The organism is Arthrobacter echini, from assembly GCF_008107445.1.
Lineage (GTDB): Bacteria > Actinomycetota > Actinomycetes > Actinomycetales > Micrococcaceae > Arthrobacter_D > Arthrobacter_D echini_A.
In genome coordinates, this window is the sequence record NZ_VSLD01000012.1 from 15,494 (window position 1) to 28,163 (window position 12,670).

Genomic DNA, 12,670 nt, shown 5'->3' on the forward strand with positions numbered 1-12,670 from the left:
CGCCGGACCCCACACACCGTTTATCGGACAGACCCTGCTATGACAGGCGGGGACTATACATGGGCTGCGGGTATCGTTTGCTGCATGCGTGCTTCCGCGGTTGGGTACCGCCGTAAGCGCCGACCTCTGCACAGGGTCTCTTAAAATTGGTGAGCTAGACATTGGAGAGAGTGTGATGTTGGGATGGTTGTACAGCAGTGAATGATCAGTGGGTCAGTGGGCCAGTATGGATACCGGAGGCCCCGCCATCGTGGGCGACCTACTTGGCACCAACCTTGCAACCGATTCCGCTTATCCCCGCGATCGCGGTGGTGTTGGGTGCGCTCTATCTGGCCGCCGCGATCCGTCTGTGGTCGATGGGGCGATCATGGTCTGTATGGCGAACAGCGGTTTTTCTGTTGGGCTGCATCATCATCATGATCACGATGGGTGCGGGAGTTGAGGGCTACGGGCTGCGTATGTTCTCCGTCTTCATGTTCCAGCAACTGACTCTCATGATGGCTGTTCCTCCGCTGCTGGTCCTCGGCCGGCCTGGCACCCTGTTGCTCCGTGCAACGCCTCACCGTGGACTCGGGCGCTTGGTCCTCAGGCTCGCCCATGCGGGTCTGCGATCAAGGGCCGCCCGGATCGTTCTTCATCCGGCCTTCATGATTCCGGTGTTCCTTGTCAGCTTCTATGGTGTCTATCTCAGCGGTATCGCTGACGCTATGCTTCCCTCCTGGTATGGGCATGTCACCTTGGAACTGCTGTTCCTGATTTCCGGGGTGCTCTTCACCGTGCCTGTGCTATCAACCGATCCGCTGCCGGTGAAGCAGTCCCACCTCGGCCGGCTCCTCGACATCTTCGCCGAAATGCCGCTCCACGCGTTCTTCGGTGTGGTCCTAATGATGGCGACCACCCCTGTCGTCGACTTCTTCGGCACGTTGCCCGTGGCGTGGGATGTTGATCCGATTACTGATCAGGGTATTGCCGGCGGTTTAGCCTGGTCGTACGGGGAACTGCCGTCGGTGCTGATGCTGCTGATCATCATGGTGCGCTGGCAGCGCGACGATACGTTGACTTCGCGGGCAGCCGACCGGAGACACAATCGGGAGGGAACGCCGGAGCTTGACGCGTACAACGCCTACCTCGAGCAGCTCCGGCAACGCTCCGAGCGCCATGATCGGCAACGATAGGGAGCCTCTGGCCTGCATCAGTCTAGATAGTGCACCGTTCCCCGTTCTAGGTCCTATACGGGGATTTTTGAGAAGAACTCGGTACTGGCACCATTTAACTTGTCACGAGTCGGACAGCTTCGCGGAAGTCTTCGAGCGAGGTCAGTGTGTTGCGGTTCTGGTCATCGAGGAGGATCAAGGCGGGGGCTCGGGTAATGCCGACGCGCGTGGCTTCAATCCGGTCGGAGTCGATGAGGGCGAACACCTCGGAGCTCTGCATGTCGGCTTCGAACTGTTCGCTGTCGAGGCCTAGCTCGTGGGCAACAGCCAGATAGGTATCCATGGTGATGTGGCTGTGCAGCCGGGGCAATTCCTGGGCGTCTGGACCCAGTGTGATTGCTTCCAGGAAGGAAAGAAAACACCCCTGGCGGTCGGCGGCCTCAAGTGCGGTTGCACCTAGGTATGCCTGATCGTTCGTGGGAAGGTGTCGCGCGACGAAGGTGACGCGGCGGGAGTAGTCCGCTCGGAGGTTGGAGAGAAATTCCTGGGTAGAGATGGTGCCGGGGGTGTATAGGTCGATGAATTGCACCAGGATGGTCCGCTCGTGGGAGGCACGCGAGATCAGACGGTCGCTGGGAGCAAGGGTGGCACGCAAGGCGGCCTGCTGGCTTGTATGGACAGTCGAACTCGTAGTGGAACCCGCCCGAGGAGCAGGAGAATCCCTTGAGGTCGCAGGGGACGGGTCGGAGTCGAGGTCAGGCTCGTCGGGACTGTTTGACAGGTACCCTTTGAATCCGATGAGAAAGGCGATGGAACCGAGTATCAGGATGATAGCCAGGGGAATCATTGCTGCTAACCAGGGGTTCATGAAAAGGTGCCAGTCCTGTCACGTCCGACGACATCGAACAGGTTTATAAGTTCGCGTGTGCCCGACGAGTCGTCGATCGGAACGTTTCGCCCCGAGATACTGCCATCGCGGCATATCAAATACATCCTACCGTGAACCATTCCACGCACCTTCGTGTCTCACCTGGGCAGCACAGCGAGGTGAGCCACGACGTTCATAGCTAGACCGGCGGCTGAGTGTTCGGTGTCATTGTGGTATCACCAGCTCATCACAGAGCGGCGACGGCGACCTGATCATCACACCCCACAGTGTGTTGAACGTTGCGGTGCGGGCTTTGACTGCACTCGTCCTAGTGGCGTGCAGCGTCCGGATTACCTCGATAGGGCCGGACATCGCTTTCAGGATCGCAGTTGAGGTCTGGGCAAGGACAGCTTGTGCAACCTGCTCAGCGCCCAAACGGTCGGACTTGCCGTCCATCCGCCGCGCGATCCTGTTGGGCAGGGTTAAGGTTCATTGTCGGCTCCCGCGTGGTCAAGGTACCAGAAGATCTGGACGGTCACTTTCGCTGGCATGGCGATGCCTTCTGTGACGGGCAGGTCATCGACACCATAACCGCGCTACCGCGCGCGAGTGGCTATCCCCACGGCACAGGACGTCAACGATGCGAGCAAGCGGGCCGAATCGGTGTGGGACCGGCAGGTGCACGATCAATCGTGGCGGGCGGTGTGGGCTTACTTTGCCAAGCGAGCCTGACGTGACCACCGCACGCTCACAGCGCAGGAGGACAAGGCCAAGGCCGTCGTTGCCGGCGAATAGGCCCCCAGGAAGCCACGATTCGTCAAGACCGCCAACGGCGCCACTGGCGTGGACGATGCCGCGCTGGAGCGTGCTCGGCGTCTGGTTGGGCTGAAGGGTGAGTATGACAACCCCATTTGGCCCCACTGTGATGGTCTGATTTGGCCCCACCCCCGGGTGGGGTCGTGCTGGCCGTCGTCGGGTGACGGCGGCCTGGTGCCGGCCTGGTGGGCCGGGGTCTAGAAGTCGGTGTTGGTCGCCAGGGGTGGCGGCTGATGGTCGTGGCGCGCCTGCCCGGGGGTGGTGCCCAGGGCGTCGGCGATCTGGTTCCAGTCGCGCTGGTCGGGGTCCATCTGGGCGATGGTGGTGGTGATCATCGCTTCGGCGGTGGCTGCGAGGCCGGACATGGCCTGGATGTAGGTCAGGTCGGTGTAGTCCCAGTCGCGGTCCTGGGCCAGCTGTTCGGCGGCGGTGATGATCGCGGCCAGGGCGTGTTCGTCGGTGAGAGGGTTGGGTCTCATGAGCGTTGCTCCTGGGTGGTGCGTAGTCGGTAGGAGGCGGTGCCGGTGTTGATGATGTGGGCGTTGAACGTCAGGCGGTCCACGACGGCCGCGGCCAGGCGGGGGTCGGTGAAGGTGGCACCCCATTCGGAGAAGGGAGCGTTGGTCGCGCAGGCGATCGAGGCGCGTTCCTCTCGTTCGGTGATGATCTGGAACAGCAGCTCGGCCCCGCGCGCGTCGAGGCTGACGTAGCCCAGCTCGTCCAAGCAGAGCAGGTCCAGGCGGGCGTAGCGTCCGATCAGGCGGGAGAGCTGGTTGGTGTCAGCGGCTTCGGTGAGTTCGTTGACCAGGGCCGCGGTGGTGATGTAGCGCACTCGTCGGCCTTGCTCGGCCGCAGCGGTGCCCAGGCCGATCAGGAGGTGACTCTTGCCGGTGCCGGAGTCTCCGAGCAGGACCAGGGGCTGACCGGCATCGATCCAAGTCCCGGTGGCCAGGTGAGCCAGTGTCGCCGGCGGCAGATCGGGCATGACGGTGGTATCGAAGTCCTCCAGTCGTTTGGTGCGGGGGAACTTGGCCTCCTTGACTCGCCGGGCCCGGCGGCGACTCTCACGGTCGTCGCACTCGACGGCCAGGACCTCGGCAAGGTAGGCGGTGTGGGTCAACCGTTCCCGGGCCGCGGCCTGGGCCAGCTCGGTGGCCTGGGTACGGATCGTGGGCAGGAACAGTGTCTTGCAGGCCGCGGTGATCGCTGCCTGAGCGGCGGCCTCGCTCATGGCCGTGACGGCCGGCGCCGGGGCGCTCATCCTCGCACTCCGGCCAGGAGCGTGTCGTAGAGGGCCAGCGAAGGCGCCGGACGGTCATCCAGGAGCGCGGCGGGTGGAGCGCTGGCGGGAAGCGCCACCGCCGCCGCGGCCGGAGCCTGGGCCTGGGTCAGGCGGCGGGCCTCGACGGCGACCAGGTCGGGGTCGTAGCGGCCCATAGCCACCGCGCCCTCCAGTGCCGCGATGATGCCCGCGGCCCGCTGGGTGCGGTGCAGCAGCAACACCCCCACCAGTGCTCGAGTCCCTGCCCCGTCGCCTAGGTCCTTGCGGGCCGCGTCCCAGAAGCGTTGATGGGACGCGGTGAATCCGCCACCGGCTCTGGCGGCGGCCAGCGCCGTGGATCCGGCCAGCGCCCCGGGCTTACGGGCCAGAACCTCCAGATAGTGGTCCAGGACCAGGTCCTCACTGAACTTGTGGATCGATCTGACGTGACGAGCGACCACGACCCCGTCGGCCACAGCGACCACGGTGGTGGCACCGAGCTTGACCCGCAAGCGCCGACCGGCGAAACGCGCTGGCACCGAGTAGTAGGACTGGCGCACGCAGACCCGCGCCCTGGCATCGACCCGGCAGGACAGCGAGGCTGCCGGGTCGAAGACCTCCTGCGGCAACGCCCGCAGCCCGGGCAGCTCGCGCGCGGCCGCCGCACCGACGGTCTCGATCCGCCCGGTGATCCGTCGCGCGTCGTCCTTCGCGTCGGCGAGAGCCATATACGAGTTGAGCTCGGCGAGGTCGGCGAAGTCGGGGACCGGGACCAGGTGACGACGCCGGAACCGGCCCACCTCGCCCTCGACCCCACCCTTCTCATGGGCGCCCTCCAGGCCCGGCAGACAGAAGAAGGAATCGAACCCGTAGGTCGAGCGCAACGCGATGAATCGCGGATTCTCGATCCGTTCACGGCCCAGCACCACCCTAATCACCGCCGCGGTCAGGTTGTCATACCGGATCATCCCAGTCGGGATCCCGCCCAGACGCTCGAATGCTTGCACGTGACCATCGAGGAAGGATTCCTGAGCCTGATTCGCGTAGGCGATATGGACGGCCTTGCCCGAGTGGGACAGGCGCAGCACGAACATCCACAACTTCATCACCACCCCACCGATCATGGCCTGGAACTCCCCGAAATCGACCTCGGCCTCCTCGGCCGGGCCATGGGCCTGGGGCACCTTGACCTGCAGCGACTGATCGAAGATCTCCCGCCGCAACTCACCGACCAGGGCCCGCACGCTGGACTCCGCCACCTCCGCCCCTTCCTCCTCGACCAGCCGCTGCCACACCCGACGAGCGGTATGACGCTGCTTACGGTGGACCTCCTCGTCCGCGACCAACCAGCCGCGCACCGTGGCCACGTGCTCGCCCAGGACCGGCGCCTCTCGGTCGGGAACCTTGCGCGGCGGTGGTGTCGCATCGGCCAGTGCCTGACGCACCGTTCGCCGGTGGACCTTGTACTTCTCGGACAACGCCCGGATCGACATGTCTTCATCCCTCCGGTCTCGCCGGATACTCTCGAACTGCTCCACTCTCGACAACTCCTTCAATCGCCTCCACCGCTTCCGTGATCGTCTTGGTCGACATCACGAACGGTAGGGCTGGTAGGTCGAGGGTGGGGCCAAATCAGAGCATCAAAACCGCTCCAGGTGGGGCCACTTCAGAGTGGCACACTCAGAAGGGGTACGTCACGAACATGCCGGTCACGGTGATGCCCGCGCGTGAGGTCATCGCCTCCTACCACTGGCCGCGGCAAGTCGAAGCGTCCTTCCGGGTGAGCAAAACCGGCCTACGCGCCAGGCCGATGTTCCACCACGCCCTCGAGACCATCGAAGCCCACCTGTGCGTGGTCATCACGGCCCTAACGTCATCCCGCCACCTGCAAAACGTCACCGGAAGGAGTATCCGCAAGATCGTCCAGACACTCCGGCCGCTGCAGCAGATACTGTGAGCATCGCCGGACACCAGCAGACCGCCCCTGACCCTCTCACCAACCCGGCCCGCGAGATCCTCACCGCAACCGACACCGCGTGGCAGGCACACTAAACCGGCACGAGTCGGGACAGGAGCGCCCTGCCATCCCTCCGAACTGGACGTGCGGCTTCTAGCGCATCCGGCTCTCCGCATGCTCATGCCGTGGCTGCTTGTCCCCTGAGGTCCGAAGAGCTGATTATCGGGTTGCCAAAGCTTTGTTCTACGATGTGTAGAAGTACAACTTCTACACATCGTAGAAACCAAGATGCCGGCCTGAGTACCATGTATTTTCTTCTGCGCCGGCTTGATGAGGGGCTGCTGATGGAAGCGTTGGAACTTGCCCGCTGGCAATTCGGTATCACCACGGTGTACCACTTTCTGATGGTGCCGTTGACGATCGGGCTTGGCCTGGTGGTAGCGATTATGCAGACGATGTGGGTGCGCACGGGAAAAGCGCAGTATCTGCGAATGACCAAGTTTTGGGGCAAGCTGTTTCTGATTAATTTCATCGTGGGTGTCGCGACGGGCCTGGTTCAGGAGTTTCAGTTCGGCATGGCCTGGAGTGAGTATTCCCGTTTCGTCGGCGATGTTTTTGGAGCACCGCTGGCGATGGAGTCGCTCCTTGCGTTCTTCGTGGAGTCGATTTTCTTGGGTCTGTGGATTTTCGGTTGGGATCGGTTGCCGAAGAAGCTCCACCTGGCGACGATCTGGGCCGCTAGCAGCGCGTCCATCATGTCGGCGTATTTCATCCTTGCCGCCAATTCGTGGATGCAGCATCCGGTTGGCGTTGAGATGATTGAGGGACGCCCGGTTCTGGTTGATATTTGGGCCGTGCTGACGAACAACACCCTGCTGGTGGCCTTTCCACACACTATTTTCGGCGCTTTCTCAGTCTCGGGCGGTTTCCTGCTCGGCATCAGTTGGTACCACTTGTGGAAACGCCGTCGTGATGGGATCGACACGGTTGAAGCCGACGGCAAGGTCCTTGTGGGCGACGTCGAAAGTACCGGCCGGGACAGGACGGACTATCAGGTCTGGCTCCAGTCGCTACGAATCGGCGCTGTCATTGCCATCTTTTCCTTCGCCGGTGTGGCTGTCACCGGTGATCTGCAGGCCAAGCTGATGTTCGAACAGCAGCCGATGAAGATGGCCGCCGCGGAAGCTGCCTGCCACGACGGCACCGGATTCTCCGTCCTGTCGCTGGGTAATCCGGGCTCCCAGGACTGCGATGACATCGTCGCCGTCGTCGAGGTTCCCGGCATGCTCTCGTTCATGGCCAACGGTGACTTCAACACCGAGGTCAAGGGCGTCAATTCTCTGCTTCCCGAGTATCAGGAAAAGTTCGGCACCAACCTGCCCGATGATCCGATCTACGGCGAACGTGCCGGCAGCGAGATTGACTACGTTCCGGTCATGGAGGTCACCTATTGGGGTTTCCGGATCATGATTACCTTCGGTGTACTGGCTGCCTGCGCCGCCGCCGTCGCATTGTTGATCGTGCGCAAGGGAGCGGTGCCGGAGTCGAAGTGGCTGATGCGCCTGGCCGTCTTCGGCATCCTGGCTCCGTTCGGCGCGAACGCCGCCGGCTGGATCTTCACGGAAATGGGCCGCCAGCCCTTCGTGGTCGCTCCGAACCCGGATCCGAACGGCATCGACAACGTTTTCATGTTCACGGCCGCCGCGGTGTCTCCGGGCGTCTCGGTGGGCGAACTGGCGGCATCGCTGATCACTTTCACCGCCATCTACGGAATCCTGCTGGTGGTAGAGGTCAGGATGCTGTTCACCTATGTCCGCGGCGGGGTGCCCTCGGCCATGCCCGAACTGCTGCATAACCACAACGGCAGGGACGACGACGGTGCTTCCGACGGGAAGGATGAGGGCGATGTGCTGGCCTTCGCCTACTGAGATGAGAACACCCGCAGCGACCGCTACGCACCTCGAACACCGGGAGAACTGAGTTGGAATTCCTGCCCACGCTGTGGTTTGTGATTATTGCCTACCTATGGACCGGCTACCTGATGCTGGAAGGTTTCGACCTCGGCGTCGGCATGCTGATGAAGTTGACAGCCCGGAGCAATCAGGAACGGCGGGTACTGCTCAACACTGTCGGACCCGTGTGGGACGGTAACGAGGTGTGGCTAATCACTGCCGGGGCCGCGACGTTCGCGGCCTTTCCGCTCTGGTACGCGTCCCTGTTCTCCACGTTGTACCTGCCCCTGCTGCTGGTGTTGGTCGGGCTGATATTCCGGGCCGTCGCGTTCGAGTATCGCGGGAAGGTGGACTCTGATTCCTGGCGGAATCGTTGGGATTGGGCCATCGCGCTGGGGTCCTTCGTCTCCGCTTTCGGCGTCGGTGCTACCCTCGCGCTGACCACGACCGGCCTGCCGATCAACGCCAACGGCGACCGGGAAGGCGGTGCCTTTGCCTGGCTGAACGGCTACGCGTTGCTGGGCGGCTCCGCCGTCGTACTGTTCTGCCTCATTCACGCCTCGGCGTTTTTGGTGCTCAAGACCGACGGTGACATCCGTGCCCGTTACCGAGGGCTGCTGCTGCAGTACCTACCGGTGGGGCTGTTGCCCATGGGGGGCTGGGCCATCACAGTGCACCTGAGCGGTGGCAAGCCGCTCACCTGGCTGACCCTGGCAATTGCGGTCGCGGGTGCTATTTTTGCGTGGGTGATGGCCGCCCGGGAACGGGACGGGCTGAGCTTCCTTGGGATGGCCGTTTTCCTCACTGCGGGCACCACCACCATCTTCACTTCCATTTTTCCGGTGGTGTTGCCCTCGACGCTGGACCCCGCGTTCAACCTGACCGCAGCAAACGCATCCTCGTCGGATTACACGCTTTCGGTGATGAGCGTGGTCGGGTTGATCGGCCTGCCGGCAGTACTTCTTTATCAGGGCTGGACCTATTGGGTTTTCCGCCAGCGCGTGCGCGGTGATCGGATTCCCCAGGCCCACTCGGTGACCATCCAGTGAAACCCGCCCTGCCGGTCAGCATGGCCAGCAAGCGCGCCCTGTATCTCCTCGGCCTGCTCGTCGCCGGTAAGGCCGTCGGACTTGTCCTGATAGCCCAGGCCGTCGCATCCGGGATCGCGTCGCTGGCTGCCGGGCAGCTGGACTGGCCGTCGCTACTGGTTGAAGGTGTCGGAGGGGCGGTCCTTCGCTCGGTGGCCATCTGGGGCCAGGAATCTGTTGCGCAACGGGCAGCGGCTGGAGTGAAGGAGGAACTGCGCGGTTCTGTCGTTACCCGGGTCATGGACGACGGCGGCACGGCGGCCGGTCACGGTACCGGTGCCTTGAGCGTGCTGGTCACCCGGGGGCTGGACGGGCTGGATAATTACTACTCGAAATACCTTCCGGCGCTGGTGTCCTGCGCTGTCGTTCCGTTGCTGGTTGGTGTTCGCATCCTGGCCGCGGATTGGATCACGGCATTGATTATCGTGCTGACCGTGCCGCTGGTGCCGGTGTTCATGATCCTCATCGGGCTCCATACCCAGGACAAGGCGCGGCAGGCATCGGCGTCGTTGAACCGGCTGTCCGACCATCTGCTCGAGCTGGCCCGCGGGCTGCCGGTGCTGGTGGGGCTGGGCCGGGCCAGCGCCCAGACCCGAGCGCTGCGCGACGTCGCGGAACAGTACCGTTCCCGCACCATGGAGACACTGAAAGTGGCGTTCTTATCCTCACTGGCGTTGGAATTGATCGCCACCATTTCGATTGCTGTCGTGGCAGTGTTCATCGGCATCCGGCTGCTCAACGGTGACATGAGCCTGGAACTCGGACTGCTGGCGTTGATCCTGGCACCGGAGTGCTACCAGCCGCTGCGCGATCTGGGAGCGGCCCACCACGCCAGTGAAGACGGCCTGGATGCGCTGGAACGGGCCCGCCAGGTGACCAGCGCGCCCCCGGTGCGCAGACTGCTGGCCGATGAAGGCCGGACAGAGCAGAGACGGACGATGGCCGTCCGCGGATTAACAATCGGTTATGAGGGTCGCGACGGCGACGTCGTGGAGAATCTGGACTTTACCGTCGCGGCGGGAACAATTGCCGCCCTGTCCGGGCCGAGCGGCAGCGGTAAAACCTCAGTGCTAGAAGTACTGGCCGGGCTCCGGGGCCATGGATCGGCCACCCGCGCCCGCGGCACCATCACCGGGATCGATTCGAGCACGATCGCCTGGATTCCCCAGCATCCTGTTCTTACTGCCGAAACGGTGGCCGAAGAGATTGGACTTTACTCGGGATTGGGGAGTGGCGCCGAGCGCCGGGACGCTGCCCGGCGGGCGCTGGCACAGGTGGAATCGGCCCATCTGCTCGATGCGAACAGTGGAGAGCTTAGTCCCGGCGAGCTGCGCCGTGTTGCCGTGGCCAGGGCGCTGGCCAGAATTGAAAACACGGAGGTGACACTGCTCCTGGCCGACGAGCCGACCACGCACCTGGATGACTTCAGTGCCCGCGCCATTGAAGCAGCGCTCTCGCGACTGCGCGGGCGCGTCACGGTGGTGCTCGTGGCCCATAATCCCGAAACTGCGGCCCTGGCCGACCAGGTCATTAAGGCCAACGGACGCTCCGTTGATGCATCGGACAATATGTTACTGACAGCCGCGCCAGCGCACAGCGGAACGATTGCCGCCACCGGGGACCCTGGACCCGGCGATGCCGGGCAACCGATGTCTCCAGGGGACAAGGGAGAGCCGTCCGTCCGGCAGTCTTTGGGGCGGAACGTGGCCATGTTGCGGCCGTGGAGCACGCGGTTCATGGCCGCATTGTTCCTAGGCACCGGTGCCGCCCTGTTCGCTGCGGCATTGACCGCACTGTCGGGTTGGCTGATTGTGCGGGCTGCTGAGCAGATTCCGATTCTGTACCTGTTGACCGCGATTGTGGGGGTGCGCTTCTTCGGTGTTGGCCGCTCGGTGCTGCGCTACTGTGAGCGGCTGCGCCTGCACGAGGCCGTCTTTGAAAGCACCAACGCATTGCGCTTGAGGCTGTGGAATGGGCTGCTGCAGCGTCCGGCCGCCTGGCGGAGGCTGGCCCGCGGCGGCGGGGTGCTGGAGAAGTTGGTGGGTGACGTCGATGAACTGCGCGACCTCGCTCCACGGGCCGTATTTGCCCCGCTGGTTGGCATCCTGACCGCTATTGCAGCTTTAGTCACCACGGCGCTGTTGCTTCCTGCAGGATTCCTTTGGCAACTGGCGGTGGCTGCGGTGTGCCTGGTGGCGGCCCCCGGGCTTGCCCTGGCCGCCGATAGGACGGCCCGGCGCAGCAGCGTGGGCTTGAAAGCGCGAATGTTGAACGCTACGTCGCGGATGTTGACGGCGGCTCGGGACCTGACCGCCAATAGGGCAGCAGAGGCCGTCCGTGCCGACGTCGGCCGGCTCGACGAAGCCATGACCGCCAGATTGCAGCGCAGTGCGTGGGCACAAGGACTGGCCAACGCACTGACCGCTCTGGCATGCTCGCTGGGCGCCCTCGTGATGCTCGCTTCCGCTGACGGGGTGCGTCCCGCTGTGGCCGCCGTCGTCATCCTTCTGCAGCTGGCCCTGATTGAGCCATTTACCGCCGTCAATACAGCCGTGCAGCAGTTCTCGGCCTGGAGAGCTCTCGGGGATCGGGTACTACCGGAACTGGGCACCCCCGGTCTCCACTCGGAAGAGGCACCATCTTCGACACCGGTCGAGACCATAGAGCTCCGCGACGCCAGTTACAGCTATCCGGGACAAAGCTCCACGGTGTTTTCCTCGCTCTCGCTACAGCTCAGACGTGGAGAATGGCTGGCCGTGACCGGGCCCTCCGGCAGTGGAAAATCCACCCTGCTCGGTGTCCTGCTCGGCTTCCTGCCTCTCGTGCATGGGAACTACCTCATCAACGGCCAACCGGCAGAAACCGGCGTAGCTCCACGGATCGCATGGTGCCCGCAGGAGGCGCACCTATTCCAGTCCAGCATCCGTGCCAATCTGGTCCTGGCCCGCAGTGCGGAAGATCCACCGAAGGACTACGAACTCCACCTCGCGCTGGAGCGGGCAGGCCTCGGAAACTTTGTCCGAGCGCTCCCTGATGGCCTGGAAACAAAAATCGGGCCCGGCGGAACCCGGCTCTCCGGAGGCCAGCGCCAGCGGCTCGCTGTGGCCCGAGCACTGCTCACAGAGGCCGACGTCGTACTCCTTGACGAGCCAACCGCCCACCTTGACCGAGTGGCCGCACAACAACTGCTCACCGATCTGCGCCACGGCCTAACCAGCAAACTGGTAGTGGTGGTGACCCACAACCCCGATGATGCCACCGTGTGCGATTTCCAACTGGAACTTTGACGGCTCTTCACGAACGAGGGATGGGGGACTGTCCTGAATTCGGTGTTTCTGGCCTGACACGTCGGGCGTGAGTCTGGCGGGGAAGGTGCCGTGATGACGACACTGGATGCTGTGAAGAGAAACAAGCCGGAGCTCTCTGCGGAGGAGCTAGCTGCTAAGGAACTGGTCCGGATGGCGGCCGAGCGGGGCCTGTCCCTGACCGGTCCCGATGGGCTGTTAAAGCAGTTCACGAAAACGGTCCTCGAGACGGCGCTGAACGAGGAAATGACCGAGCATGTCGGTCATGA

General features: G+C 63.6%; 8 protein-coding genes and 3 pseudogenes. 7 read left to right on the plus strand and 4 right to left on the minus strand.

Features of this window, described 5'->3' with window-relative positions:
- Window positions 1-197: 197 nt before the first annotated feature.
- Window positions 198-1,175, plus strand: a complete 978-nt coding sequence (locus tag FQ377_RS13945) for a cytochrome c oxidase assembly protein (RefSeq protein WP_136455028.1) — start codon at window positions 198-200, stop codon at window positions 1,173-1,175.
- A 94-nt stretch (window positions 1,176-1,269) separates the two neighbouring features.
- On the opposite strand, the gene FQ377_RS14940 is transcribed toward FQ377_RS13945, so the two are convergent.
- Window positions 1,270-1,743 (minus strand): DsbA family protein, encoded by a 474-nt coding sequence (locus tag FQ377_RS14940; protein WP_187393387.1) that lies wholly within the window; start codon window positions 1,741-1,743, stop codon window positions 1,270-1,272.
- A 755-nt stretch (window positions 1,744-2,498) separates the two neighbouring features.
- Here FQ377_RS14940 and FQ377_RS15350 point away from each other — a divergent pair.
- Window positions 2,499-2,928 (plus strand): annotated as a pseudogene (locus FQ377_RS15350) (IS1634 family transposase); the annotation flags it as partial.
- A gap of 107 nt (window positions 2,929-3,035) precedes the next feature.
- Here FQ377_RS15350 and FQ377_RS13960 read toward each other — a convergent pair.
- From FQ377_RS13960 to istA, 3 genes are read right to left on the minus strand one after another with little or no spacing between them, the layout of a single operon-like run.
- Window positions 3,036-3,317 carry a hypothetical protein gene (locus FQ377_RS13960; protein ID WP_136455031.1) on the minus strand — a complete coding sequence of 94 codons (282 nt, stop codon included), beginning with the start codon at window positions 3,315-3,317 and terminating at the stop codon, window positions 3,036-3,038.
- The gene (gene istB, locus FQ377_RS13965) at window positions 3,314-4,099 is read right to left on the minus strand and encodes an IS21-like element helper ATPase IstB (RefSeq protein WP_136455032.1); all 786 of its coding nucleotides are present in this window, start codon (window positions 4,097-4,099) and stop codon (window positions 3,314-3,316) included. Before istB ends, FQ377_RS13960 begins: the two co-directional genes overlap by 4 nt.
- Window positions 4,096-5,646 carry an IS21 family transposase gene (gene istA, locus FQ377_RS13970; protein ID WP_262364477.1) on the minus strand — a complete coding sequence of 517 codons (1,551 nt, stop codon included), beginning with the start codon at window positions 5,644-5,646 and terminating at the stop codon, window positions 4,096-4,098. The genes istB and istA overlap by 4 nt, the downstream gene beginning before the upstream one ends.
- A gap of 137 nt (window positions 5,647-5,783) precedes the next feature.
- Between istA and FQ377_RS13975 the strand changes: the two are divergent.
- The 5 genes and pseudogenes from FQ377_RS13975 to FQ377_RS15190 form a co-directional block, all read left to right on the plus strand.
- A pseudogene (locus FQ377_RS13975) lies at window positions 5,784-6,151 on the plus strand (IS1634 family transposase); the annotation flags it as partial.
- Between the two features lie 249 nt (window positions 6,152-6,400).
- A complete protein-coding gene (locus FQ377_RS13980; protein ID WP_136455139.1) occupies window positions 6,401-7,984 on the plus strand; it encodes a cytochrome ubiquinol oxidase subunit I in 1,584 nt (527 codons plus the stop codon).
- A gap of 53 nt (window positions 7,985-8,037) precedes the next feature.
- A complete protein-coding gene (gene cydB / locus FQ377_RS13985) occupies window positions 8,038-9,057 on the plus strand; it encodes a cytochrome d ubiquinol oxidase subunit II (protein WP_136455036.1) in 1,020 nt (339 codons plus the stop codon).
- Complete coding sequence (gene cydD / locus FQ377_RS13990) at window positions 9,054-12,383, plus strand: thiol reductant ABC exporter subunit CydD (RefSeq protein WP_246021297.1); 3,330 nt, start codon at window positions 9,054-9,056, stop codon at window positions 12,381-12,383. The genes cydB and cydD overlap by 4 nt, the downstream gene beginning before the upstream one ends.
- Window positions 12,384-12,476: 93 nt before the next feature.
- Window positions 12,477-12,670, plus strand: a pseudogene (locus FQ377_RS15190) (IS256 family transposase); the annotation flags it as partial.